Here is a 24,592-nt window from a genome sequence, read left to right as displayed (position 1 = left end):
CGCGCGTACTCCACGTTGTCCCTGCCGACGAATCTACACCCCGTCCAAATAAAATATGCGTGAACATGTGCTGACTTTTCTGCGACAACGCTCATTCCGTTACACACGGCTGCGTATGTCCGAAGGCATAAGCAGACATCGCCTTGCGACTCGATCCCCGTAACGGTGCACCAGGAGCGCGATGCACCGAATATGGGCGAGTGACGCGACACGCCCGCTCACTGCATGACCAGTTCATGCAGCGACGTGGATGGTTGGCGGAATGCCTGCAGTCACGCCGTCCCACCCGGCCGGCGCGCCTGCTCCGGCTCGCTCAAGGCGGACGCGGGCGGGCCGATAACCTGCGTCAGCAAGAGGACTTTCGAGAGCCGGCGCATGGCAGAACAGCCTGAACAACCCAGCCGCCCGCGTGGCGGGCTGCGCCGCCTGCTGCCATGGGGCGGCACCGACTCCGCACGTCCGGCCGCGGCCTTGCCCACGGTGCGTGGCGGCGAGCGCGGCGGGCACGGTCTGGCCGCGCATCAGTTGGTGCCGGCCAAGGCCAAGTCCGGTGCGCACGATCCGGCCGCCGCCACCGCCCTGCTGATGCGGCTGTTCTCCCATGCTGCGCATCCGGAAGCGCTGTTGCAGGCGTTCGCCGACGGCATTGCCAGCCTGCATGGCGAGCTCGGCGACATGGGCGTGCGCCTGAGCGCGGCGTACGCGGCCGGCGACTGGCTCGGCTATGGCCGCACGCTGCGCCAGCTGATCGACAAATACATCCGCACCATCGATACCGGCGACTCGCTGGCCGATGGCCGCACCGAGGCCGAACAGCTACGCGATCTGCTGCGTCACGCGCTAGGCAATGCCCTGGCCACCCTGCTGCAACGCAGCCCGGAGCTGGCCGAGGAAGCCCAGACGCTGGCCTCGGCACTGCGCCACTGGCGCCCCGGCCATGAGCTGGTCACGCTGGAACAGCGGCTGCGCGAACTCAGCCATCAGATCGGCTTGCGTGCCGAGGATGCCAGCGAGCAACAGAACCTGTTGCTGGGCCTGTTCGACCTGCTGCTGGAGAATGTCGGCGAACTGCTCGACGACCGCAGCTGGCTGCAGGGGCAGATTTCGGTGGTGCGGCAGTTGATCGCAGGCCCGCTGGATGTCGGCTCGATCGAGCAGGCGCGCGGCACCCTGCGCGAGGTCATCTACAAGCAGGGCCTGCTCAAGCAAGGCATCGCCGACTCCAAGACCGCCATGCGCGAGATGATGGTGTCGTTCGTGGACCGGCTGGACGGCATGGCGACCAGTACCGGCGAATATCACGATCGCGTTGCCGGCTATTCGCAGGCGATCGGCGACGCTCGCAGCATTCCCGACCTCAATCGACTATTGCAGGATGTGCTGCAGGACACCGCCGGGGTCCAGGCGCAGGCCCTGGCCGCCCGCGACGAACTGCTCTCCGCGCGCCGCCAGGTCGAAGAAGCCGAACAACGCATCGCCTCGCTGGAGCAGGAGCTGACCGCAGTCGCCGGGCTGGTCCGCGAAGATCAGCTGACCGGCGCACTCAACCGGCGGGGCTTCGAGGAACTGTTCCAGCGCGAGGCCGCGCGCACCCAGCGCAGCGGCCAGCCGCTCTGTGCGGCGATGCTGGACCTGGACGATTTCCGCCGCCTCAACGAGGCGCACGGCCACGCCGGCGGCGACGCCGCGCTGCGCCACACCGTGGACGTGGCCAAGGCCGTCTTGCGCACCACCGATGCCATCGCGCGTTTCGGCGGCGAGGAATTCGTGCTGCTGATGCCGGACTCGACCATCTTCGAGGCCAGCGCGGCGGTCATCCGCCTGCAGCGGGCCCTGGCCCAGCGCTCGCTGCTGCACGATGACGTGCGTGTGTTCATCAGTTTCAGCGCCGGCGTGGCCCTGCGCCACCCGGACGAAACCCAGGACGAACTGATCCGCCGCGCCGACCGCGCCATGTACGACGCCAAGGCCGCCGGCAAGAACCGGGTGATCAGCGCCGATTAGCGCCGCTCGGCATCCAATGGCCGGCTCCGGCCGCAGGTATTGCAACGGGGCCGACCAAGTGCATCCACTCGCCGGCTGGCAGCGTGTGCCGGCTACATCGGACGCCGAGGCACATGGCCGGGCAGCGGATCCGCGAGCCGGATCCCGGCATGCCGCCCCGAAGAAGCGCGTGCCTTGGCAAGCCACGCCGGGCGGTCCCACGCGACGCGGCCAGCCAGCCAGCAGGCACCGGCAACGCCGACGCCCCGCATCGGCCTCAGTGCGCGGCCTTGTTGCCGCGCAGCTTCTGGAACCCGGTGACCACCGCCAGCACCACCGCGCCGGCCACCACGCCCACCAGCATGTTGCCCAGCGCCTCGACCAGCCAGCCCATGCCGCCGGCCGAGTTGGCCAGATCCACCACGATGTGATGCAGCGCCGGGATGTTGTGGACCAGGATGCCACCACCGACCAGGAACATCGCCAGCGTGCCGGCCACCGACAGGAACTTCATCAACCACGGCGCGGCCACCAGGATGCCGCGACCGAGCGCGGCCAGCGACGCGCCCTTCCGGGTCAGATACAGGCCCAGGTCGTCCAGCTTCACGATCGCCGCCACCAGGCCGTAGACGCCGATGGTCATCGCCAACGCGATCGCCACCAGCACGGCCACCTGCTGACCGAAGGACACCTCCGCCACCACGCCCAGCGACAGCACGATGATCTCCGCAGACAGGATGAAGTCGGTGCGGATGGCGCCCTTGACCTTGTCCTTTTCCAGCGCCACCACGTCCACGCTCTCGTCGGCCAGCGCACGGGTGCGCTCGGCGTGCCGCTGCGCCTCTTCGTCCTCGCTGTGCAGGAATTTATGCGCCAGCTTCTCCACGCCTTCGAAGCACAGGTAGGCGCCGCCGATCATCATCAAGGGCATCACCAGCGGGATGTTGTAGCCGCGTCCGCGCAACCAGGCCTCCAGTGCGCTGATCGCCAGCGCTGCCGGCACCAGGATCACCTTGTTGACCAGCGAGCCCTTGGCCACGGCCCACACCACCGGCAACTCGCGGTCGGCGGTGACCCCGGTCACCTGCTGGGCATTGAGCGCCAGATCGTCACCCAGCACGCCGGCGGTCTTCTTGGCCGCGACCTTGGTCAGGATGGAAACGTCGTCCAGCAGCGTGGCGATGTCGTCGAGCAGGGTGAACAGGCTGGCACCGGCCATGCGCAAGGTCCTTCGTGGGTGGGTGCGGATTCTCGCCGATCCGGCGCCCGCATGGGGTGATGGCATGGCATTGCCCGGCCGTTGCGCGCCGTTGTCTGAGCGATCCCGGCAAGGCGGCGCGTCGTCCGGCGGCTCCCCCCGAGCGCGCCGCCCTGGCGTGGCGGTGGGTCGCATGCGGCTGGATTCACCATGCCGCGACCCCGCGCTGGCCACACTGATCGCCCGCACGACGCCCCGGAGAAGGCCTTGAGTCACCACGATCCGCACCGCAGCCCGGCCCCGGTCGCAAGCCCGGCCGACCACGCCGTGGTGGGCGGAATGAGCCGGCGCACGCAGATCCTGCGCCTGCTGCTGCGGTATCGCGGGTCCGGCGTGTTCGCCGGCATGAACCTGGACCCGGCCGCCATCAACGACTACGAGGTGCCTGCCGAAGGCACTCCGGACCAGTTCGTCTCCGACCTGGAGCAGCTCGGCCCCACCTTCGTCAAACTCGGGCAGATGTTGTCCACCCGCCCGGATATCGTGCCGCCGGAGTTCGCCACGGCGCTGGAGCGCATGCAGGAGAACACCAGTGCGGTGCCGGTGGAACGCATTCGCCAGATCATCGAAGAAGAGCTCGGGGTGTCGGTGAACAAGGCGTTCTCGCACTTCGATCCCACGCCGCTGGGCTGCGCCTCGCTGGCGCAGGTGCACCGCGCCGCATTGCGCGACGGCACCCCGGTGGCGATCAAGGTGCAAAAGCCCGAGGTCGCCGCGCAGGTGCGATCGGACCTGGAGGTGCTCAAGAGCTTCGCCACCGCGGCCGATCGGCTGACCGGCATCGGTCGCCGGATGCGCTTTGCCGACTGGCTGGGCGAATTCGGCAAGACCCTGCGTGCCGAACTCAACTACGAGGACGAAGCCGAGACCCTGGTGCGTTTCGGAAAGCACCTCAAGCCGTTCGCACGCTTGTGGGTGCCGCAACCGATCTGGGACCTGAGCAGCCGCCGGGTGCTGACCATGCAGCTGGCCGAAGGCGTGCGCGTGGACAAGATTTCCGGCCTGCGCCGTACCGAACAGCCGATGGACGCGCTGGCGGCCGAACTGGTCAAGGGCTATCTGGACCAGATGTTCGTGCATGGCGAGATCCATGCCGACCCGCATCCGGGCAACCTGCGCGTACTGGCCGATGGACGCCTGGCCATCTTCGACCTGGGCATGGTCGCGCACGTGCCGCCGCGTCTGCGCGAGCGCCTGCTCAAACTGTTGTTCGCCGCCGTCGATGGCCGCGGCGAAGAGGTCGCCGAAGAGACCATCGCACTCAGCACGCGGCTGGAAGATTACGACGAAGAGCGCTATCAGCGCGAAACCGGGCAGATGATCGCGCGCTATGCCGCACACGACACCACCTCCGAAGGCCGCGTGGTGCTGGATCTGGTGCGCATCGCCACCTCCACCGGCCTGCGCACGCCGCCGGAACTGAGCCTGCTCGGCAAGACCCTGCTGAATCTGGAAGGCGTGTGCCGCACCCTGTCGCCGCAGCTGGACACGCGACGCATCGTCGAGCGCCACCTGCAACATGTGATGCGCGCACGCCTGAAGAAATCCATGTCTGCGGCCAACCTCGCCAGCGAGGCGATGGAGCTGCAGCACCTGGTGCGCGAGGGACCGCGCCGGCTGTCGGAGATCCTGTCGCTGGCGGCGGAAAATCGCCTGCAGATGCGCGTCACCGGGCTGGAAGAATCGCATCTGATGGAGAGCCTGCAGAAGATCGCCAATCGCGTGGCGGCCGGCATCGTGACCGCGGCATTGATCATGGCCTCGGCGCAGATGATGCGCATCGACACCGGCTTCAAGCTCTGGGGTTATCCGGCCATCGCGATGGTGCTGTTCCTGCTCGGTGTGGTGCTGGGGCTCGGCATCGTGGTCAGCGCGTTGTTGTTCGACCGCCGCGTCAGGGCGCGCGAGGAGCGCGGGCATCGCTAGGTCGTGCATTGCCCGTTGAAACTGGCGCCCGCGCTTCCCCCGGCGCTACATAGCGTACGCCGCCGTGGCCGCGCGGGATCGCCGAACGCAAGCGCAGAACCCTTCCTGACGGCCATCCGTTGAATCGCCGCGTCCGTCGCAAAGGGCGCACCGCACTGGCACGGTGCCGGCCAACAAACATTTCAGTCAGCTTCGTCGCGGCATAGTCGGTCATCCGGGTGTCATGTATATGTGGCGCGCGGGACATGGCGAGCAAGGCGTCCGGTACGCGCTCGCATCATTCCCTCTCGGATGCTGCGCATGCATTGGATGTTGCTGGGTTCGTTGTTGCTGTTGCTGTGGCTATTGGTCGCCTCGCCGCGGCTGGCGTGGCTGAAGGCCGGCCTGCTGTCGCTGCTGCTACTGGCGTTGAGCGCCTGGGGGCTGATCGACCGCCTCAGCGGCGATGGCATCAACGCCGCCACGCTGTACCACTTGCGCGCGGACATGGAGGGTGCCGGTGTCAGCGATTTCTCCGGCTATATCGCCGTGTTCGTCGGCATGTTGCTGCTCTCGCTCAGCCCGCTGCTGCTGGTCCGGGTACGCCGCTTCCGGCACCCGAGTGGCGGCGGTGCGGTTTTTGCAGGCTTCGTGGCGATGTTGTTGGTCAGCATCGCCGTGAGCCCGCTGTACCGCGATGGCAAGCGCCTGTACTACCAGTGGCGCCCGGTCGATTACGCCACCGTGGTACCGGAGTACCAGCTGCCGCAACAACCGCTGCAAAGGCGCAAGAACATCGTCTGGATCTACGGCGAGAGCCTGGAGCGCACCTACTTCGACGAATCGGTGTTCCCGGGCCTGATGCCCAATCTGCGCGCGCTCGCCACCGAAGCGGTGGACGTACGCAACCTCGCATCCGCCGAGGGCAGCGGATGGACCATCGCCGGCATGGTGGCCTCGATGTGCGGCGTGCCGCTGACCACCGCACCGGGCGACGAGAACAGCATGGACCGCATGGGCCTGTTCCTGCCGGAGGCGCGTTGCCTGGGCGACTATCTCAAGGAGCAGGGCTACCGCAATCATTATGTCGGCGGTGCCGATGCCAGCTTCGCCGGCAAGGGCAGCTTCTTGTCCAGCCATGGTTACGACGTGGTGCACGACGTGCATCATTTCTACGACAAGGGCGTGGATTCCAGGCATTTTTCTGCCTGGGGCGTGCACGACGACGTACTGCTCGACGATGCCTGGGACAGCTTCCAGACGCTCTCGCGTGCCGGCCAGCCGTTCATGCTGACCACGCTCACCATGGATACCCATCATCCGGCAGGCCACCTGCCGCTGGCCTGCAAGGGCCAGCACTACGATGGCCCGCTGGGTGACATCGCCCTGCTGCATGCGATCAAGTGCAGCGACCGTCTGATCGGCGAGCTGGTCGCGCGTATCCGCAACAGTCGCTATGGCAGGAACACCATCATCGTCATCGCGTCGGATCATCTGGCGATGCCCAACGACCTGAGCGACGTGCTCGCCCGACAGAAACGCGAGAATCTGCTGCTGTTCCTCGGCAAGGACATCGCCCCGCAGCAAGTGGCCGCGCGCGCCGGCAGCACGCTCGACTCCGGCGCCACACTGCTGCAGTTGCTGGAGCCGGGCATGCGTACGCTGGGCTTCGGCCGTTCGCTGCTGGCCGGCGACGCACCGCCCAGCGCCAGCGCAGCGGCCAGCCGCGACGACGGCAAGGACTACCCGCGCTATCTGGCCTATGCACGCACCTTATGGACCGGACAGGGCACGCGCCTGCTGCGCGTCAACGGCAATGGCGAGGTGGTGGTGGGCGTGCAACAGGTGCGCCCACCGGTGCTGCTCGAGTACGACGACGACAGCAAGCTCAAGACGGTCTACCTGGAGAACACCTCGCGTCAGTTCGACCGCACGCACGGGACGGGCACGTTGGCCTATGTGGACCGCTGCACTGCGTTCGAAGACGGTTCGGCCGATGGCGACTGGTGCGCCCTGGTGGTGGATCGCGACCAGCGCATGAAGCTGTACCGCGACCCCGACCTGACTCGCGGCATTGCGATCGATGCGCCGTTGGACGCGCCAGCGCAAGGCCCGCGTCCGCGCGTGCGTCAGCCGATCATGCTCACCCAGGCCGCACGCAGGACCGAGGCCGGCCGCTACATGTTGGAGGTATCCGCCAAGCGCCGGCCCACCCGCGCGTTCTGGGTGGAAGCGGTGTCGTCCGACCGCAAGGTGGTGCTGGCGCAGCAGTGGGTCGTGCCCGACGCCTCCGGGCGCATCCGCATGCCGGTGGGCCTGGAGCACGCGGTGGACGATCTGGAAATTCGCGCGTGGCTGGACTACACCGAAGATGTCAGCGTGGACGACCTGGCCCTGGTCAAGCAGGCCCGGGTCGCCGACCGTTCCTGATGCAAGGCGTCCCACCATGCCTGCGCGTTCGCCTGCATGCATTGGCAGCCCATGGCACGCGCTACTGCCGCAGGCATGCAGCCCATGCATGACGGCATGCGTGTTGCAGCGGTGCCCAAGGCCGCGCGCCAGCGACATCGGCACCGCGCGTAGCCACCTTTGTGGCTGCCGCGCGCCGTTCAATCAACCGCTGCCGCCCGCGACATCGCGCAAGCGCTGCATGCCCATGATGCCGAACACGCGTGCGGTCTGCGCTTCGACGACGGCATTGATGGCCTCGGCGCCATAGTCCGCGAAATCCACCGTGGTCCGCAGCGGCCTGCGCCCCTTCGGCAACGCGATGACGCGCGCGATCTCGTCGGCCACCGCCTGCACCGGCGCCTGTTGCCCATCGCGATACAGCCGACGCAACCCCGGCTCGTAGTTGTCGAATTCCGCCTGCACCGGCGCATAGCCCTGCACGGCCTGGGCATCGGCCGGGTGCACCGCCGTCTGGAAATGCGAGGTGCCATCCATGAAGGTGCCTGGCATGACGATGACCGAATCGATTCCCAGCGGACGCACCTCGTAGGCGGTGGCTTCGGCCACCGCATCCAACGCGTATTTGCCGGCCACGTAAGGCATCATGAAAGGCGCCACGATGCGCGTGATCGTGCTACCCACGTACAGCAGCAACCCATCGCCCTGCGTACGCATCTGCGGCAGGGCGGCGCGATTGAGCCGGTGAGCGCCCACCGCATTGGTGTTGAAGCTCTCGCCCAGCTGCTCGGCGGTGAAACCTTCGGCCATGCCGATGTACAGGTGTGCCGCATTGTGGATCACCACGTCCAGCCGGCCCTGCTCGGCCACGACCCGGTCCACTGCCTGCTGGCACGAGTCCTGGTGATGGATGTCCATGTCCACCACGTGGACGCGCGTGCCATGCGCCTGCGCATGCCGCTCCAGTGCGTCCCTGCGCGCCTTGCTGCGTCCATCCGGGTCGCGCACCCCGGCATAGACGATATCGCCGCGGGCGATCAGGGTCTGCGCAGTGAGCAGGCCCATGCCCGAGCCGGCTCCGGAAATCAGTACGGTCTTCATCGCTCTCTCCCTTGGAATGTTTCTGGCCGCAACCGCATCGCGCGCGACGCATGCCACGCGGGAGCTTGCGGATGGATGCAGTGGGCCAGCACCGGTGGGGGCCGGTGACTGGGAACCCGCTGCTGGTTCGGCATGCCGGGCGTGCCGCGCATGCTGCGTGCCGCATGCCGCTACATCGCGGACGCGGTCTTGCGTTGCCGATGGAAGATCCGTCCAGCGTGGTGCAGTTCGTCCGCACCGACGAAGATTCCTTCGACGCTGGAGCCGCGCTCGTCCAGGAAACGGATACGGTCGTGGTCCACCACGTAGCGGCCCTGGCTGAGATCGCGACGGTCCCCGGCCTGGGCGTAATACCCGGTCGGCAACAACTCCCGCCACGCGCGACCGTCGGCCGTGACCCACGCCCCCAGGTAAGGATGCGCGTGCCACCGCTGTGGGCCGCGCGCATCGGTCGCGTCGTCGCCCACGCGCGGCGGCGGCTCGATCGAGACTGCATCGGTACGGAACACCGCCGCTCCTGCACCCAATGCCACCGCCACCGCCAGCGTCATGCGCGCATCGCTCATGCGCCCGCTCCACTGCCCGCCCGCACGGCATCGTCCTGCAGCACCTCGCCATAGCGCGGCAGATCCAGGAACGCGTTGACCTGCACCGCCTTGCCCTCGTGCATGCGCATGATCCATGCGTAGCGGTTGCGGTATTCGCTTCCGTCGCGCACGCGGCCGACACCTTCCCATTGCACGATCACATGCGCGCCATCGGCCCAGACCTGCCACTGCAGCGGGCGCAGCGGTGTCGACATGCGGCTGGCCAGCGGCTGCACCGCGCGCGCCATCAGTGTCTCGCGGCCACGCAGCGTGCCTGCATGCGGCCCGGAGCCTTCGATGGTCCACACCACCTCCGGCGCGAGCACACGATCGAAGAAGCCACCACCGCCGCCGGCCCATTGCGCGAATGCGGTATCGACGATGCAGCGGTTGCGTTCGGTCGGCGTCGCTGCCGCCGCGCAGTTGCCATTGGCGGTCCTGCCGGCGGGTGCTGCCGCCACGACCTGCGCCATGAGCGCCGCGGCGACGAACAGCAGTGCGTAACGGGAGACGTGCATGCGCTTCTCCTGCGCTCAGCGGCGCGGTTCCAGGGTCGAGGTTCCGTAGATGAGCTGCTGCGCCATCGGCCGGCCGATGAAGCGCTCCGGAAAGATCGGCGCCACCGCGCTGGCCTGCTGCAGGCGTTCCAGCTGCGCATCGCTGAGCGTCAGCGACAGCGCGCCGAAGTTGTCTTCGGCCTGCTTCAGCGTGCGCGCGCCCATCAGGGGCGCAACCACCGCCGGGTTGCGCAAGGTCCAGGCCAGGGCCACCTGCGAGCGCGAAGCGCCCAGTTCCTCGGCGACCGCACCCACCACGTCGGCGATGTCGAGCGCACGTGCGTTGAGGTGCCCGGTCGAGGCGATCACGCCCTTGCGGCTGTCCGCCACCTCCGCCCCGTTCTCGTCGGACAGATCGTCGCGGCTGTACTTGCCGGTGAGGATGCCGCCACCGAGCGGCGACCACGGCAGCACGCCCAGGCCCAGTTCACGCGCCATCGGGATCAGCTCGTGTTCGACGCTGCGCTCGACCAGGCTGTACTCGATCTGCAACGCCACCAACGGCGACCAGCCACGCAGGTCGGCCAGCGTCTGCAGCTGCGCCACCCGCCAGGCTGGCGTATTGCAGATGCCCAGGTATAGCAGCTTGCCCGCACGTACCAGATCGTCCAGCGCCCGCATCACTTCCTCGGGCGAGGTGGTGAAGTCCCATGCATGCAGATAGAACAGGTCGATGCGGTCGGTCGCCAGCTGGCGCAGGCTGGTCTCCACCGAGCGCATGAGGTTGAGGCGATGATTGCCGCCAGAATTGATGTTGCCGGCATCGCGCGCCATGGTGTACTTGGTCGCCAGCACGATGCGCTCGCGTTTGTCCTTGATGAGCTCGCCGACGATGCGCTCGGAGGCGCCGTTGGTGTAGTTCACCGAGGTGTCCAGGAAGTTGCCGCCACGTTCCACATAGGCGTCGAAGATGCGCTTGGCCTCGCTTGCATCCGCACCCCAGCCCCAGTCCTGTCCGAAGGTCATGGTGCCCAGCGCCAGCGGCGACACCCGCAGGCCCGAACGGCCAAGCAGGCGGTAGCGATCCAGCGAAGTGGTGTAAGGCATGCGTTTGCTCCTTTAGTGAGTGAAAGAACATCGGGCAGTGCTGTCTCCAGCGGCAACCAGGGTGCCGCCTGCAAGCGGCCATGCGGTAGCCGTATCCTCTGCCATCCTTGCCTGATCGACCGGCCCTGCATGCGGCGTCCTGCGACACCTCCAAGCGTTGCCCCGCGCCAGGGCGGCAGCCAGCGTGCCGTTGCAGCGGCTAGGATGGAAGTATCGAAATTCCACCAGCGGCTGGATCAATTTTTATGAGCGAGGACATCGCCTGGGAAGATCAGCGGATCTTTCTGGCCGTGCTGGAAGAGGGCAGCCTGTCGGCGGCCGCTCGGTTGCTGGGCGTGACCCAACCCACGGTACGCACCCGGCTTGCCGCGCTGGAACGGATGCTGGGCACCACGCTGTTCACTCGTTCGATCACTGGTCTGACACCCACCGATCAGGCGCGCGCACTGGCCGATTCGGCGCGCAGCATGGCGCGCGCATCGGCGCAGTTCGTGCGTCTGGCCTACAGTCCGCCAGGCGAAATCGCCGGCAGCGTGCGCATCGGCGTTTCCGAGTTCGTCGGAATCGAAGTGCTGCCCGCCATGCTGGCCAGCCTGCGTGCAGCGCACCCACGCATCGTCGCGGAAATCTCGCTCAGCAACGGCGCGGCCGATCTGCTGGAACAGGAGGTCGATATCGCGGTGCGCATGCATCCACCCACGCAAAGCGCCCTGGTGGCACGCAAGGTCGGCGCGATCGCGCTGGGCCTGTTCGCTCATCGCGACTACCTCGCGCGCCATGGCACGCCGACCTCGGCGCAGGCCTTGCTGCAGCATGCCCTGATCGGCCCGGACCGATGCCGCGCCGACCTGGCGCTCGCCACTGCACTGCACCCGGATCTGAGCCGCGCACGCTTGAGTACGCGTACCGACAGCCACCCCGCGCAACTGGCATTGGCGCGTGCCGGCCTGGGCATCGTCGTGGCGCAATGCCCGGTCGCGCGTGCAGACCCGGACCTGGTGCAGGTGCTGCCCGCGCTCGGACTGCCCGCCCTGGAGACCTGGATCGTGACCCACGAAGATCTGCGCAGCGTTCCGCGCGTGCGCGCCGTGTTCGACCACCTCGCCAACGCATTCCAGGCCTATCTCCAGACCTGACGCCAGCATGTCCAATGGCTTGCACCACAGGCCCGCGTGCATGTACCGCTGCGGTGGCCTGGCGAGCGATGGCGCATCGGAGACGGCGCGCCATCGCTCGCGATCGCCTGGCCGCTCCCCTATACCGGCGTTGCCGGCGTGCTGCCGTCGCCATCGCGCGCTGCGGCCACGCCGGCGCGGCTGAAGCGGATCTCCTGTGGCGACTGCAAGGCCACGCCGGCCTGCTCCATCCGCTGCAAGAGCGCAAAGAACAGCTCGCTACGCACGCCATAGGAATCGCGTGGGCTGCTGACGTAAGCGAACGAATTGAAATTGACGTGCCCGCCGGCCAGTGAGTCGATGAACACCGACGGCGCCGGCTCGGCCAACACCTTGGCATGCTCGGCGAACAACGCCAGCAACATGTCGCGCACCTTGGCCACATCGGCTTCCAGCGGCACCGAGAACTGCAGCTGCACCCGTCCCATCGGATTGGACAGCGTCATGTTGCGCACGCTCTTGGTGATCAACTCCGAGTTGGGCACGATCAGGGTCGAGCGATCACCGACCTGGATCTCGGTGGCACGCACGCTGATCTTGCGCACGTCGCCTTCCTGATCGCCGATGCGGACCCAGTCGCCGATCTTGACCGGCCGTTCGGCCAGCAGGATCAGGCCGGACACGAAGTTCTGCGTGATCGCCTGCAGGCCGAAGCCGATACCCACCGACAGCGCACTCAGCACCAGCGCCAGCCGCTTCAGATCCAGCCCCAGCGCGGTCAGGCCCCAGACCGTGACCACCAACCAGCCCAGATAGCGCGCCACCGTGCTGATCGAATTGCGCGCGCCGGCATCCAGTTCGGTCCGCGGCAGATAGGTATTGAGCAGCCACTGCTGCACCACATGCACCAGGCCCATGCCGAGCAGGAACACGCACAGCGCCCGCGCCACGTCGCCGGGCGTGATCACCAGCTCACCGCCGATGGTCAGGCCATGGGTGATGTTCTCCACCCATCCGGTGACCACGCTGACGTTGGCGCCGTAAGGCGTCAGCAGTACCGCGATGGCCAGCAGCACCAGCACCACGCGCACCGCCGCCGACAGCAACAGGCCCAGCTGCACCAGGCGGCCGCTACCGATGCTGAGCGCATGCGACAGTGCCCGGCTGAAACGGCCATCGGGCTTGAACACCCAGGTCAGCAGATCGTCGGCAAATACCAGCAACAGGCCGAGCAGGCTGCAGATCAAGGTGATCCAGATGATCTGGCGGGCAACGAACAACGCCAGGTTGAGATAGCCGAACAACGCCGCCAGCAGGGCGACGATCACCGCCAGGTGGCCCAGCAGGCGGATCAACACGATCACCCCACCGCCGCGCGAGACCACCGGCGGCGGCTCGCCATTGCCGGGCTCGGCCACCGCCACCCCCGCGCTGGCTGCGCGCGCGTGCAGCGACAGGCTCAAGCCCGCCAGCGCAGACAGGATCAGGCCGGCATACAGCAACGCCGCCACCGCATCGGTGGCGGTGGTGGCCGCCTCGCTGGTGCGCGCCACCTCGTTGAGCTTCATCGCCATGCCGCTCACCCAGCTCACCACCGCCGTGGCCAGGCAATGCACGCGCAACCGGTCGACGGTGGCGTCGTCCAGCGGGAACAGGCGCCAGCTCGGTTGGTGCTTCATCAGCAGGCTGGCACTGAGCGAACCGACGAAGGCGGCGAAGAAACTGATGAACACGAAGGCATCCAGCAACTCGTCCAGGTCCGCCGGCACCTGCGCGATCGCGCGCACGCCTTCGGCCAGCACCAGGGCCGCCATGCCCAGACTGAGCGTGCCCACCAGCAGGAACCACAATGCCAGCCCGGAACGCCGCAGGCGCCCGCCCGGCGCGCGCGAGGCGGCGTAACGGCGGCCCAGGTGGCGCAGGAAGATGCGCAGCGGAAACGCCAGCAACAGCGCCACCAGCGCGCAGGTCAGCAGCACACCGACGCCCCTAGCGGCGACTGCCGCGCGCAGCATCTGTGCCGCGTCGTCGTTGAGCCCCTTCAGGCGGCCACGGTCGTCCGGCCATTGCTGCGCGATACGGCTCCACAGCGCAGGCGACAACGGCGAACCCACCCGCGTGGACAGCTGCACACTGAACAGTTGCGCGCGCTTGCGCTCGAGGCGGTCGGCGAGTTCGCCGGCCTCCGATGCCAGCAGGTTGGCACGCTTGAGTTCGGCGTCCAGCTGGTTCTTTTCCTTCGCCAGACCCTTGCGCTGGTTGCGCAGATCGAGCGGATCGGTCGTTTGCTCCGCACCCAGACCGTCGAGCCGCATGCTGAGCTGCTTGAGCGGCGGATCCAGCTGACGTGCCAGATCCTGCGCTTGCCGCTGCGCGGCGGTGACCTGATCGACCAATGCGCTCAGCTGATCGGCATCGGCCTTCTCCATCCCGACCTGCACTTGGTCCAACACCGTTTGCGCATCGTCGAGCTGCGTCTGCGCGGTCTTCAACAGAGCGTCGTCGTCCTGGGCCACCGCTCCGGCCACCCATACCAGCCACAGGCTGCAGCACAGCAATGCCCGCAACCAGACGCCAGAACGCGCACGCAAGACAGATCGAATTTCAGACACAGGCAGGCATCGAACAGCGCGGGCAGCCGCAATCGCGCAATCTTAAGCCACTGTCCCTGGACCCCAGGCCACGCCCCTCCCCACAGGGCTGGGGCGATTCAGCCGGCCTGCGATAGCCGCCCGCCACCTGTGGCCCCTACGTGCTGGGGTGTGCATCGTCTCCTGACAGCGGCCGCGCAGGCCGCGCATTGCCGACCTGCAGGTGAATGCCTGGCCCCTGTCACCTCCCGGCAACACCGGGCTGTCGCAGAATCGGAACACCGCTGCGGCAGACGCAGCGGATGACCGCGAAGGAGACCTCTATGCAGATTCAGATCCAGACCGACAACCACGTGCCGCATGATCCCTCTGTCGTGCAGCATGTCGAGAAGACCTGCTCGGCCCAGCTGGCGCATTTCGCCAACGACATCACCCGCGTCGAAGTGCATCTACGCGATGAGAACGGTCAGCGCGGCGGTGCGGCGGATCGAACCTGCAGTATCGAAGCGCACGTCGCCGGCCTGCCGCCGATCGCCGCCACCAACAGCGCCGAAACCACCGCCTCGGCAGTCACCGGCGCCGCCCGCAAGCTGCGCACCGCCATCGAACACGCGCGCGGCAAGCAGCACGCCAAAGCCACCGCCCCGGCCCCGGACAACCTCTGATCCGGCGTGGGCAGCCGCGTCACCGCGTGCACTGCCGAGCCGCCGCGATCGCCCAGCCGCATGGCAGCGCCGCAGCGGCCACACCGCGCGATATCGAGAACCACGCAAAACGCATCGGCCCGCTGCACTGGCAGCGGGCCGATCGTTGTCGAAACTGGTGCGCCCGGAGGGATTCGAACCCCCGACCAATGGCTTCGGAAGCCACTACTCTATCCGGCTGAGCTACGAGCGCCTGGCCGCACAGTATGCCAGAACCGATGCCCCTCGACGACCCGCATGCGCAGGGCCTCTCCAGCGCTGCGCCGGACTGTAGTCATCGCCGCTACCGAAGGGGATGTCCTCGAAGCGCCGCCGCGCGGCCGGCATCGCCTTGCCGCCCAGGAGACGCGGGGCGCAGTGCCGTCCGACGGCAGGATCCGCTGAGCGCGAGCGCGGGCGACCCATGTCGCGCGCTCCGTCACGGCCCGCATGACCGCGGCCAAGCCGCGCTGCTACCCTTTGCGGCATGAACGAACATGGTGTGGAACCGGCACCCGCTGCGCCGGCGCTGAGGTGGTCCGAACGGCTGGGCCAATACTGGAAGCTGGTACGTGGCGATCGCCCGATCGGCAGCCTGTTGCTGCTCTGGCCTACCTGGTGGGGCCTGTGGCTGGCCGCCGATGGGGTACCGCCGCTGTGGACGCTGTTCGTGTTCACCGCGGGGGTGTGGCTGACGCGCTCGGCCGGCTGCGTGATCAACGACTATGCCGACCGCTGGCTGGACCCGCATGTGGAGCGCACCAAATCGCGGCCGCTGGCCACCGGCGCGGTCTCCGGGCGCGAGGCGCTGTGGGTGTTCGTGGTGTTGATGCTGGTGGCGTTCTCGCTGGTGCTCAGCCTCAACTGGCTGACCGTGGCGTTGAGCGTGCCCGGCGCGTTCCTGGCCGCGAGCTATCCGTATCTGAAGCGCCACACCCATCTGGCCCAGGTGTATCTGGGCGTGGCATTCGGCTGGGGCATCCCGATGGCGTTCGCCGCCGTCCAGGGCAGCGTGCCCCTGCTGGGCTGGTTGCTGTACGCGGTCAATATCCTGTGGTCCACCGCCTACGACACCTGGTACGCCATGGTCGATCGCGACGACGACATCCGCATGGGCAGCAAGTCCACTGCGATCCTGTTCGGCAAGCACGATCTGCACATCCAGGCCGCGCTCTACACGCTGATGTTGGCGATGTTGTCGGCGGTCGGCCTGCGCGCCGGTCTGGGCACCGCGTACTGGGCGGGCCTGGGCGTGGCGGCGCTGCTGGTGCTGTACGAATTTCGCATCGTCCGCCATCGCGAGCGTGGCCCCTGCTTCCGTGCCTTCGTGCACAACAACTGGGTGGGCCTGGCGATCTTCGTCGGCATCGCGGTGGCGGTGCGTTGAGAGCCGGGATTGGGGATTGGGGATTCGGTTTTATCGCGTGCCGATCCGGGCAGCGCCTTGCCGCCAAGCGACGTTGACGCTCATGCGTGCACCTGGTTACGGCACCCGCGCGCACACCCACGCATCCACCCGCTGCACGCCGGCGCGGCGCAGGGCCTGCGCTGCGGCATGCAGGGTGGCGCCGGTGGTCATCACATCGTCCACCAGCGCCACGTGCGCCGGCAGCGCACCGTGTGCGACGAAGGCCTGGCGCAGGTTGCGCTGGCGCTCGGCGGCGTCCAGTTCCGACTGCGGCGCGGTGGCGCGCACGCGCCGCAGCAACGGCAGGCACGGCAGCTGCAACGCGCGGCCGAGCGGCCGGGCCAGTTCCAGCGCCTGGTCGTAGCCACGCTGGCGCAGGCGCTGCCGATGCAGGCTCACCGGCACCAGCGCCTGCGGCCGCGGCAACTGCGCGCAGCGCCTGGCCATCAGCTCGCTCAGCAGGCGCCCGGCGGCCAGATCCTGGTGGAACTTGAATCGCCGCAGCAGGCCATCCACCGGCCAGCGATAGGTGAAGCACGCATGCACCCGTTGCAGCGGCGGCAGTTGCTGCAGGCACTGTCCGCATAGCGCCATGCTGTCGAAGGCGAACAGCGGCGTGGCGCAGCACAGGCAAGCGTGGCCATGCTCCGGCAGCGCCGCGCGACAGGAGGGACACAGATCGCAATCGGCCATGCCCGCTTCGGCACAGACCAGGCACAGGCTGGGCAGCAACAGCCGCAGCACCCGCTGCGGCCAGCTGTAAACCGAACCCACGACATCGAAGTTGACAGCCTCGTCCATGCTCACCAGACTGCCTGGCTTTCAAGCCGCTGACTGTCAGGAAACTCCTATGCCTGTTGTCGTACGCCATGACTGGGATCGCAAAGAACTGCAGGCGCTGTTCGACCTGCCGTTCCCGGAGTTGCTGCATCACGCGGCCAACGTGCACCGCGCACATTTCGATCCGTCGCAGGTGCAGGTCTCCACCTTGCTGTCGGTCAAGACCGGTGGCTGCCCGGAAGACTGCGCGTATTGCCCGCAGGCGCAGCGCTACGACACCGGCGTCAGCGCGCAGAAGCTGATGGAGACCGACGCCGTCGTCGCCAAGGCACGCCAGGCCAAGGCCGCCGGCGCCTCGCGTTTTTGCATGGGTGCGGCATGGCGCTCGCCCAAGGAGCGCGATATCCCCAAGGTGGCCGCGATGATCCGCGAGGTCAAGGCGCTGGGGCTGGAAACCTGCGCCACGCTGGGCATGCTGGATGCCGGCCAGGCGCGTGCGCTCAAGGACGCCGGCCTGGACTACTACAACCACAATCTGGACACCGCGCCGGATTACTACGACTCCATCATCCATACCCGCCAGTACCAGGATCGCCTGGATACCTTGGAGCATGTGCGCGATGCAGGCCTGAAGACCTGTTGCGGCGGCATCGTCGGCATGGGTGAAACCCGCGAGCACCGCATCGGCCTGCTGCTGGCCCTGGCCAACCTGCCTGCGCATCCGGATTCGGTGCCGATCAACCAGCTGGTGCAGGTGCCCGGCACGCCGCTGCACGGCGTCCAGCAGCTGGATCCGTTCGAGTTCGTACGCATGATCGCCGTAGCCCGCATCGTCATGCCCAGATCGATGGTGCGTCTGTCTGCCGGCCGCGAGGCGATGAGCGACGAGTTGCAGGCGCTGTGCTTCATGGCCGGCGCCAATTCGATCTTCTACGGCGAAAAACTGCTCACCACCGGCAACCCGGACACCGAACGCGACCAGGCCCTGTTCCAGCGCCTGGGCCTGCGTGCGATGCAGGTCAGCGTCGATGCGGCCGACCACGATCACCCCGGCACCGTGCATGCGGACATCACCTGCGGCACGGCCTGCGAACGCGCGGCATGAGCATCGCCAGCGCCTGACGGCAGGCGGTGCCGGCATGGCTCCGATGAGCCAGCGGCCTGTGGCGCCGCGGAAGATGCCGGCGCCTGCCGGGTCGCGTCGGTCGCGAGTCGGAAGCCATGCCATCGCGCTGCGCGAGTGCGGCATGCGAATCCTGCCGGTCGGCGGGCGGCGGTCAGGCGCAAAGCGCTTGCCGTCGTCACTCTCGCACCGTCCACACCCGATCGGTCGCGCGATCGGCGGCAGTCCTGCACTCCGGGGTCGCAGACCACCGGCCGGCATGCGCGCTTGCCGCCGACCTGCGCCGCGATAGCCGCGCCAGCTGCGGAACCTCCGCGACCCGAGCGGCGCATCTGCGCGACCGGCAGGCGATGGCAGCGCGCGCAACCAGCCGTGGATGCGCGCGCGTCGGCATCGCCTGTACCGGTCGTCGGTCTCGGCTGTGCGAGGCAGGCGCGGCACGCTACGCTAGCGGCCCTTTCCCTTACCGAATGTCCCATGACGCGCCCCGATCTGCACGAACGGATTTCGTCACTGCGCAAGTTGCGCGTGGCCCAGGAACGGGTCCGGGTACGGCGGCAGGTCGGTCGTCGCGATGGCGTGCGGCTGGAAATCGATGGCCGCTGGCTGACCGGCTTCTGCTCCAACGATTATCTGGGGCTGTCCCAGCAGTTCGAAGTGGTCGCCGCGCTACAGGATGCCACCGCGCGCGACGGCGTCGGCGCGACCGCCTCGCACCTGATCTGCGGGCACCACACCGCGCACGAGATGCTGGAACGCGAGATCGCCGAGTGGCTGGGCTATCCCTCGGCATTGCTGTTCGGCAGCGGGTTCATCGCCAACCTGGCGGTACAGCAGGCGCTGCTCAGCGAAGAGGACGACGTCTGCGTGCAGGACCGGCTCAACCACGCCAGCCTGCTCGATGCCACGCGCCTGGCCGGCTGCCGGCTGCGGCGCTATCCGCACCTGGACGTGGAAGGCGCGATGCGCCAGCTCAAGGGCGCGCCCGAGGGCGCGGCGATGCTGGCCAGCGACGGCGTCTTCAGCATGGATGGCGACGTGGCGCCGTTGCGTGCGTTGAGCCTGGTGGCGCGCATGCAGCAGGCGCTGTTCTATGTCGACGATGCGCACGGCGTCGGCGTGCTGGGGCCGCAGGGGCGCGGCTGCGTGGCCGATGCCGGACTGGGCATGGCCGAGGTCCCGCTGCAGCTGGTGACCCTGGGCAAGGCGCTGGGCGGCTACGGCGCGGCGGTGGTCGGCGACGAAGCACTGGTGCGCCACCTGGCCGAGACCGCGCGCCCCTACATCTACACCACTGCGCTGCCGCCGGCGCAGGTGGCCGCCACGCTGGCCGCGGTGCGCCTGGCACGCCGCGACGACTGGCGCCGCGCACGCCTGGTCGAACTGATCGGCGCATTCCGCGACGGTGCGCGCAGGCATGGTTTCGAACTGATGGCCTCGGAGACACCGATCCAACCCTTGCTGTGCGGCGAAGAGTCCACGGTGATGGCGATGTCGGCCGCGCTCGAACAGGCCGGCTTCATGGTCGGTGCCATCCGCCCGCCCACCGTGCCCGAGGGCAAGGCACGCCTGCGCGTGACCTTGTCGGCGCTGCACACGCCGCAGCAGGTGCAGGCGCTGATCGAGGCGATCGCGCAGGCGCGCGATACGGTCGGCCGGCAACCGCTGCGCGCCTCGGCTTGAGGTGAGCGACACCGCACCGCCCCGCCCGGTCGGTGCGGCCGCCTCACGCCGCCGGCGGCCATATCGCCGTTTCCACGCGGTCACCGCCACGCGCAGACATTGCGCAGCGGCGCGTCCGGTAGCGACGCGTCCACCGCCGTGACCGCGCGCGCGCTCGACCCAACCACTGCCACGCCGGCACAGCGCCGCGTCTGGGACGCACTGTCCCTGCTCTACCTGGACACCGCCTGCGAGAACGAGCACGCCCGCATCGCGCAGGCGTTGGCGGCTTCGCCCTTCACGCTGCCGCAGTTGCGTGCGATGTTGCTGCATGAGGTGCATCCGGTGTTGATCGGCAATCTGCGCTGCGTCGCCGGTGTGTGGGACGGTTTCGACTCCGACTGGCTGGCCGCCACCATCGCCGCACGGCGTGCACGGCGCTGGCGGTGGCCCGACCGCTGGTGCTGGCGTGGGCATGCGCGCGCGTAATGGGCAGTGCTCGCACCGAAGATCCGGGCGCTGCGCGCCATCGACAGGCGCTGACCTGGGCAGCTCATGCCGGGCAGCATTCGACGCGCGCCGATCGGCGACAATGCACGCATGCATATCGACGTCATCGGCCATGGGCCGGCACTGGTTCTCCTGCACGGCTGGGCGCTGCACGGCGGGGTGTTCGCACCACTGGTGGAGCGGCTGTCGCCGCACTTCCAGCTGCATCTGGTGGATCTGCCCGGGCACGGCTTCAGCCGCCAGGACAGCACGCCGCTGGCGCTGCCCGATGTGGTTGCCGCCATCGCCGCCGCCACGCCGCCGGCGGTATGGCTGGGCTGGTCGCTGGGCGGCCTGTTCGCGCTGCATGCGACCGCTACCCTGCCGCAGGTGCGTGGGCTGGCAATGATCGCCGCCACGCCGCGCTTCGTGCGCGGCTCCGACTGGCCGGAGGCAGTCGATCGCGACGTCTTCGTGCAGTTCGGCCAGGATCTGGCGCGCGACTATCGCGGCACCCTGGACCGATTCCTGGCGTTGGACACACTGGGCTCGGCGCATGCACGTGCCGAGTTGCGCAGCCTGCGCGACGCGCTCACCGCACGCGGCGAGCCGGCTGCCGACGCCTTGCAGCAAGGGCTCCGGCTGCTGGAACGTACCGACCTGCGCCGCGCGTTGCCGCAACTGACGCGCCCCAGCCTGTGGATCGGCGGCCAGCGCGACCGGCTGGTACCAGCGGCAGGCATGCAGGCCGCCGCCGCGCGCACACCGCAGGCGCAGATGCTGACCGTGGCCGGTGGCGGTCACGCACCGTTCCTGGGCCATGCCGACCAGGTGGCCGAGGCGCTGCAACGCTTCGTTGCGTCCATCCCCTGAGCAAATCGCCGATCATGCAGTTTCGCTGATCGAGGACGCATTGCATGGACTTGGGAATCGCCGGGCGCTGGGCGCTGGTCTGCGCCGCCAGCAAGGGCCTGGGCCTGGGCTGCGCACGCGCGCTGGCCAGCGAAGGCGTCAACGTGGTGATCGTGGCGCGTGGCCGCGATGCGCTGGAACAGGCCGCCACTGCAGTGCGCGCGCTCCCCGGCGCGGGCGAGGTGCGCAGCGTGGTCGCCGACATCGCCACTGCGGAAGGACGCAGCACCGCGCTCGACGCCTGCCCGCAGGTCGACATCCTGATCAACAACGCCGGCGGCCCGCCGCCGGGCGACTTCCGTCAATGGGAGCGCGAGCATTGGCTGCGTGCGCTCGACACCAACATGCTGGCGCCGATCGAACTGATCCGCGCCACCGTCGATGCCATGCGCACGCGCCGCTTCGGCCGCATCGTCAACATCACCTCCAGCGCGGTGAAGGCGCCCATCGACATGCTCGGGCTGTCCAATGGCGCACGCGCCGGCCTGACCGGTTTCGTGGCGGGTCTGGCCCGCAGTACGGTGGCCGACAACGTCACCCTCAACAATCTGCTGCCGGGCCAATTCCTTACCGACCGGCTGCGCAGCAACTTCACCGCGATCGCACAGCAACAAGGCGATAGCGCTGAGGTGGTCGCCGAGCGCAAGCGTGCCGGCATTCCGGCCAGGCGCTTCGGCGAGCCGGACGAATTCGGTGCCGCCTGCGCGTTCCTGTGCAGCGCCCAGGCCGGCTACATCACCGGGCAGAACCTGCTGATCGATGGCGGCAGCTACCCCGGCACGTTCTAGCGCGCCGGATCGCCGGAAGCATCGGTGGCGGTGGATGGAGCGATCCGTGGGCCCGGCGCACTCCGCGTATCCTGCGCGCCGCACGCATGCAACGCACCAGGTCGCGCTTCGGAAGGCCGCCATGGCGCATCGATTCCCTCCGCACCGGCCACAGGCGACAATAGCGGCGCAATGAACAGTACTTTCGATCCCCGCCACGTCCGTCGCGCCTTCGCGCGTGCCGCCAGCAGCTACGCCGCCGCCGCCGCGCTGCAGCGCGAAGTGGAAACCCGCCTGCTCGAATCGCTGGATTACCTGGGCGATCAGGTCCCGAAGGTGGTGCTGGACGTCGGCGCCGGCCCCGGCCATGCCAGCAGCAGCATCAAGAAGCGCTGGCCAAAGGCGCAGGTGATCGCGCTCGATCAGGCCATGCCGATGCTGCGCCAGGCACGCAAGGCGGCCGGCTGGTGGAAACCGTTCGCCCAGGTCTGCGCCGACGCGCGTGCGCTGCCGGTGGCCGATGGCAGCGTGGATGTCATCTTCAGCAACCTGTGCCTGCAGTGGGTGGACGACCTGCCGGCGGTGTTCGCCGGCTTCCGCCGTGCGCTGCGCCCGGGTGGGCTGTTGCTGTGCTCCACCTTCGGCCCGGAGACCCTGATCGAACTGCGCGAGGCCTTTGCCCAGGCCGACACCGCTCCGCACGTCAGCCGCTTCCCGCCGATCGCCCAGTTCGGCGATGCCTTGATGATGTCCGGCTTCCGCGATCCGGTGCTGGACCGCGACCTGTTCACGCTGACCTATCAGGACCTGCCCGCGCTGATGCGCGAGCTGCGCGCGATGGGCGCGACCAATGCGCTCAACGAGCGCCGCACCACCCTCACCGGACGTGGTCGCTTCGCCGCCGCCAGCGCTGCCTACGAGCCGCTGCGACGAGCGGACGGGACACTGCCCAGCTCCTGGGAAGTGATCTACGCGCAGGCCTGGGCTCCGGCCGCCGGCGCCCCCATCCGCGAGCGCGGCCAGGACATCGCCAGTGTCCCGGTCGCTTCCATCCCGATCCGCCGCCGCAGCGAGTGAGCGCCGCTCCAGGCGGCGTAGCGCGTCAGTGACACACTGCATTGCGCCGGCATCGGGGGCTGATGCGTGGGCAAGACCGTATCACCCGGTAGAATTCACAAGTTGACGACGCCTCCCCTGCGTCGAACCCGCCGCTCCCCCTGCGACGGCCCCGCCCCCATTCGGCCTCTCCCATGTTGAAGTGGTTTCTGATCGCGCTGTTCATCGCATCGGCGCTGTACATCCATTACCGCGGTCGCGTGCGGCACCGGCTCAGTCGGCAGCTGCTGGACCATTCCACCTTCATGGCGCCGATCAACACGCTGATGTACCTGTGCTCGCGTGTGCCGACGACGCCGTTCATCGACCCGGGCCGGGAATTTCCGGAACTGGCGCCGCTGCGCGCGAACTGGTCCGTGATCCGCGACGAAGCGGTGGCCCTGCAGCAGATGCAGAAGATCCGCGCCGCCGACGGCTATACCGACATCGGCTTCAATTCGTTCTTCCGCCGCGGCTGGAAACGCTTCTACCTGAAATGGTACGGCACCGCGCATCCCTCGGCGGCCGAGCTGTGCCCGCAGACCACCGCCCTGCTCAAGTCGATCCCCGCAGTGAAGGCGGCCATGTTCGCCGAGCTGCCGCCGGGCAGCGAGCTGCGCCCGCACCGCGACCCGTTCGCAGGATCCATGCGGCTGCACCTGGGGCTGGCCACGCCCAACGACGACCGTTGCTTCATCGACGTGGACGGACAGCGCCACAGCTGGCGCGATGGCGAGTGGACCATGTTCGACGAGACCTACATCCACTACGCGCGCAACGACACCGATCAGGACCGCATCATCCTGTTCTGCGATATCGAGCGCCCGATGCGCTGGCGCTGGGCGGCGGCGGTGAACCGTTTGGTCGGCCGCAGCCTGCTCTCGGCGGGCGCCTCGCCCAATCAGGAAGGCGACAAGACCGGCGGCATCAACCGCGTATTCCGCTATTTCTACGCCGCGCGACTGAAGGCCAAGGCGCTGAAGGAGCGCAACAACCCGCTCTATCAGGTGCTCAAGTGGAGCCTGTTCGTGCTGGTGGTGATCGGTATCGTGCGGCTGTAGCGTCGCACCATCCGAGGAGCGCACCCGGGCGCGACCGGTCATGCCGGCAGCGCCTCATC

At 68.2% G+C, this 24,592-nt stretch carries 19 protein-coding genes, 1 tRNA gene and 1 pseudogene; 13 read left to right on the top strand and 8 right to left on the bottom strand.

The window, feature by feature from the left end:
- Positions 1 to 375 precede the first annotated feature (375 nt).
- Positions 376 to 2,004 carry a GGDEF domain-containing protein gene (locus LL962_RS01470; RefSeq protein ID WP_104586195.1) on the top strand — a complete coding sequence of 543 codons (1,629 nt, stop codon included), beginning with the start codon at positions 376 to 378 and terminating at the stop codon, positions 2,002 to 2,004.
- 256 nt (positions 2,005 to 2,260) lie between these two features.
- On the opposite strand, the gene LL962_RS01465 is transcribed toward LL962_RS01470, so the two are convergent.
- On the bottom strand, positions 2,261 to 3,202 hold the full coding sequence (locus LL962_RS01465) for a DUF808 domain-containing protein (protein ID WP_228315619.1): 942 nt from the start codon (positions 3,200 to 3,202) through the stop codon (positions 2,261 to 2,263).
- 189 nt (positions 3,203 to 3,391) lie between these two features.
- Between LL962_RS01465 and LL962_RS01460 the strand changes: the two genes are divergently transcribed.
- Together LL962_RS01460 and LL962_RS01455 are read left to right on the top strand one after the other, a co-directional pair.
- The gene (locus LL962_RS01460; RefSeq protein ID WP_228315618.1) at positions 3,392 to 5,167 is read left to right on the top strand and encodes an ABC1 kinase family protein; all 1,776 of its coding nucleotides are present in this window, start codon (positions 3,392 to 3,394) and stop codon (positions 5,165 to 5,167) included.
- Between the two features lie 300 nt (positions 5,168 to 5,467).
- Positions 5,468 to 7,576 carry a phosphoglycerol transferase I gene (locus LL962_RS01455; protein WP_228315617.1) on the top strand — a complete coding sequence of 703 codons (2,109 nt, stop codon included), beginning with the start codon at positions 5,468 to 5,470 and terminating at the stop codon, positions 7,574 to 7,576.
- A gap of 183 nt (positions 7,577 to 7,759) precedes the next feature.
- On the opposite strand, the gene LL962_RS01450 is transcribed toward LL962_RS01455, so the two are convergent.
- The 4 genes from LL962_RS01450 to LL962_RS01435 form a co-directional block, all read right to left on the bottom strand.
- Positions 7,760 to 8,656 carry an SDR family oxidoreductase gene (locus LL962_RS01450; RefSeq protein WP_228315616.1) on the bottom strand — a complete coding sequence of 299 codons (897 nt, stop codon included), beginning with the start codon at positions 8,654 to 8,656 and terminating at the stop codon, positions 7,760 to 7,762.
- Between the two features lie 170 nt (positions 8,657 to 8,826).
- Complete coding sequence (locus LL962_RS01445) at positions 8,827 to 9,222, bottom strand: Atu4866 domain-containing protein (RefSeq protein WP_228315615.1); 396 nt, start codon at positions 9,220 to 9,222, stop codon at positions 8,827 to 8,829.
- Positions 9,219 to 9,761 carry a nuclear transport factor 2 family protein gene (locus tag LL962_RS01440; RefSeq protein ID WP_329957074.1) on the bottom strand — a complete coding sequence of 181 codons (543 nt, stop codon included), beginning with the start codon at positions 9,759 to 9,761 and terminating at the stop codon, positions 9,219 to 9,221. The genes LL962_RS01445 and LL962_RS01440 overlap by 4 nt, the downstream gene beginning before the upstream one ends.
- Before the next feature lie 15 nt (positions 9,762 to 9,776).
- The gene (locus LL962_RS01435; protein WP_104586205.1) at positions 9,777 to 10,847 is read right to left on the bottom strand and encodes an aldo/keto reductase; all 1,071 of its coding nucleotides are present in this window, start codon (positions 10,845 to 10,847) and stop codon (positions 9,777 to 9,779) included.
- 245 nt (positions 10,848 to 11,092) lie between these two features.
- On the opposite strand from LL962_RS01435, the gene LL962_RS01430 reads away from it, so the two are divergent.
- Entirely contained in the window at positions 11,093 to 11,983 is an 891-nt protein-coding gene (locus tag LL962_RS01430) for a LysR family transcriptional regulator (protein ID WP_228315614.1), read from the top strand.
- Between the two features lie 119 nt (positions 11,984 to 12,102).
- Here LL962_RS01430 and LL962_RS01425 read toward each other — a convergent pair.
- Positions 12,103 to 14,615: pseudogene (locus tag LL962_RS01425) on the bottom strand (DUF3772 domain-containing protein).
- A 261-nt stretch (positions 14,616 to 14,876) separates the two neighbouring features.
- Here LL962_RS01425 and LL962_RS01420 point away from each other — a divergent pair.
- Positions 14,877 to 15,218, top strand: a complete 342-nt coding sequence (locus LL962_RS01420; protein WP_167395230.1) for an HPF/RaiA family ribosome-associated protein — start codon at positions 14,877 to 14,879, stop codon at positions 15,216 to 15,218.
- A gap of 155 nt (positions 15,219 to 15,373) precedes the next feature.
- Here LL962_RS01420 and LL962_RS01415 read toward each other — a convergent pair.
- Positions 15,374 to 15,450, bottom strand: a tRNA-Arg gene (locus tag LL962_RS01415).
- Between the two features lie 273 nt (positions 15,451 to 15,723).
- Between LL962_RS01415 and ubiA the strand changes: the two genes are divergently transcribed.
- On the top strand, positions 15,724 to 16,623 hold the full coding sequence (gene ubiA, locus LL962_RS01410; protein ID WP_104586213.1) for a 4-hydroxybenzoate octaprenyltransferase: 900 nt from the start codon (positions 15,724 to 15,726) through the stop codon (positions 16,621 to 16,623).
- Between the two features lie 96 nt (positions 16,624 to 16,719).
- On the opposite strand, the gene LL962_RS01405 is transcribed toward ubiA, so the two are convergent.
- Positions 16,720 to 17,445: a ComF family protein gene (locus LL962_RS01405; protein WP_228315612.1), complete on the bottom strand. Its 726-nt coding sequence runs from the start codon at positions 17,443 to 17,445 to the stop codon at positions 16,720 to 16,722.
- Positions 17,446 to 17,494: 49 nt separating this feature from the next.
- Between LL962_RS01405 and bioB the strand changes: the two genes are divergently transcribed.
- The 7 genes from bioB (at position 17,495) to lpxO (ending at position 24,533) form a co-directional block, all read left to right on the top strand.
- A complete protein-coding gene (bioB, locus tag LL962_RS01400) occupies positions 17,495 to 18,529 on the top strand; it encodes a biotin synthase BioB (RefSeq protein WP_228315611.1) in 1,035 nt (344 codons plus the stop codon).
- Between the two features lie 495 nt (positions 18,530 to 19,024).
- The gene (gene bioF / locus LL962_RS01395) at positions 19,025 to 20,230 is read left to right on the top strand and encodes an 8-amino-7-oxononanoate synthase (RefSeq protein ID WP_228315610.1); all 1,206 of its coding nucleotides are present in this window, start codon (positions 19,025 to 19,027) and stop codon (positions 20,228 to 20,230) included.
- Between the two features lie 138 nt (positions 20,231 to 20,368).
- Complete coding sequence (locus LL962_RS01390) at positions 20,369 to 20,698, top strand: DUF7079 family protein (protein ID WP_228315665.1); 330 nt, start codon at positions 20,369 to 20,371, stop codon at positions 20,696 to 20,698.
- Between the two features lie 111 nt (positions 20,699 to 20,809).
- Positions 20,810 to 21,571 carry a pimeloyl-ACP methyl ester esterase BioH gene (gene bioH / locus LL962_RS01385; protein ID WP_228315609.1) on the top strand — a complete coding sequence of 254 codons (762 nt, stop codon included), beginning with the start codon at positions 20,810 to 20,812 and terminating at the stop codon, positions 21,569 to 21,571.
- A 44-nt stretch (positions 21,572 to 21,615) separates the two neighbouring features.
- Positions 21,616 to 22,398, top strand: coding sequence for an SDR family oxidoreductase (locus LL962_RS01380; RefSeq protein WP_104586221.1), 783 nt, complete (start codon positions 21,616 to 21,618; stop codon positions 22,396 to 22,398).
- Between the two features lie 171 nt (positions 22,399 to 22,569).
- Entirely contained in the window at positions 22,570 to 23,454 is an 885-nt protein-coding gene (gene bioC, locus LL962_RS01375; RefSeq protein WP_228315608.1) for a malonyl-ACP O-methyltransferase BioC, read from the top strand.
- A 173-nt stretch (positions 23,455 to 23,627) separates the two neighbouring features.
- Positions 23,628 to 24,533 (top strand): lipid A hydroxylase LpxO, encoded by a 906-nt coding sequence (gene lpxO / locus LL962_RS01370; RefSeq protein WP_104586225.1) that lies wholly within the window; start codon positions 23,628 to 23,630, stop codon positions 24,531 to 24,533.
- Positions 24,534 to 24,592 lie beyond the last annotated feature (59 nt).

It is taken from the genome of Xanthomonas sp. NCPPB 1067 (genome assembly GCF_020783795.1).
GTDB lineage: Bacteria > Pseudomonadota > Gammaproteobacteria > Xanthomonadales > Xanthomonadaceae > Xanthomonas > Xanthomonas melonis.
The sequence above is the reverse complement of the archived record's forward strand: the minus strand, read 5'-3'. Positions and strand labels throughout refer to the sequence as shown.

What these genes read in the sequence shown, in the direction of transcription:
- bioH (WP_228315609.1), top strand. Translation starts at nt 20,810, where the DNA reads ATGCATATCGACGTCATCGGCCATGGGCCGGCACTGGTTCTCCTGCAC.
- LL962_RS01470 (WP_104586195.1), top strand. Translation starts at nt 376, where the DNA reads ATGGCAGAACAGCCTGAACAACCCAGCCGCCCGCGTGGCGGGCTGCGC.
- LL962_RS01455 (WP_228315617.1), top strand. Translation starts at nt 5,468, where the DNA reads ATGCATTGGATGTTGCTGGGTTCGTTGTTGCTGTTGCTGTGGCTATTG.
- LL962_RS01405 (WP_228315612.1), bottom strand. Translation starts at nt 17,445, where the DNA reads ATGGACGAGGCTGTCAACTTCGATGTCGTGGGTTCGGTTTACAGCTGG.
- LL962_RS01450 (WP_228315616.1), bottom strand. Translation starts at nt 8,656, where the DNA reads ATGAAGACCGTACTGATTTCCGGAGCCGGCTCGGGCATGGGCCTGCTC.
- bioF (WP_228315610.1), top strand. Translation starts at nt 19,025, where the DNA reads ATGACGCGCCCCGATCTGCACGAACGGATTTCGTCACTGCGCAAGTTG.
- LL962_RS01420 (WP_167395230.1), top strand. Translation starts at nt 14,877, where the DNA reads ATGCAGATTCAGATCCAGACCGACAACCACGTGCCGCATGATCCCTCT.
- LL962_RS01380 (WP_104586221.1), top strand. Translation starts at nt 21,616, where the DNA reads ATGGACTTGGGAATCGCCGGGCGCTGGGCGCTGGTCTGCGCCGCCAGC.
- ubiA (WP_104586213.1), top strand. Translation starts at nt 15,724, where the DNA reads ATGAACGAACATGGTGTGGAACCGGCACCCGCTGCGCCGGCGCTGAGG.
- LL962_RS01465 (WP_228315619.1), bottom strand. Translation starts at nt 3,202, where the DNA reads ATGGCCGGTGCCAGCCTGTTCACCCTGCTCGACGACATCGCCACGCTG.
- bioB (WP_228315611.1), top strand. Translation starts at nt 17,495, where the DNA reads ATGCCTGTTGTCGTACGCCATGACTGGGATCGCAAAGAACTGCAGGCG.
- LL962_RS01430 (WP_228315614.1), top strand. Translation starts at nt 11,093, where the DNA reads ATGAGCGAGGACATCGCCTGGGAAGATCAGCGGATCTTTCTGGCCGTG.
- LL962_RS01460 (WP_228315618.1), top strand. Translation starts at nt 3,392, where the DNA reads ATGCCGCGACCCCGCGCTGGCCACACTGATCGCCCGCACGACGCCCCG.
- LL962_RS01435 (WP_104586205.1), bottom strand. Translation starts at nt 10,847, where the DNA reads ATGCCTTACACCACTTCGCTGGATCGCTACCGCCTGCTTGGCCGTTCG.
- lpxO (WP_104586225.1), top strand. Translation starts at nt 23,628, where the DNA reads ATGTTGAAGTGGTTTCTGATCGCGCTGTTCATCGCATCGGCGCTGTAC.
- bioC (WP_228315608.1), top strand. Translation starts at nt 22,570, where the DNA reads ATGAACAGTACTTTCGATCCCCGCCACGTCCGTCGCGCCTTCGCGCGT.
- LL962_RS01440 (WP_329957074.1), bottom strand. Translation starts at nt 9,761, where the DNA reads ATGCACGTCTCCCGTTACGCACTGCTGTTCGTCGCCGCGGCGCTCATG.
- LL962_RS01445 (WP_228315615.1), bottom strand. Translation starts at nt 9,222, where the DNA reads ATGAGCGATGCGCGCATGACGCTGGCGGTGGCGGTGGCATTGGGTGCA.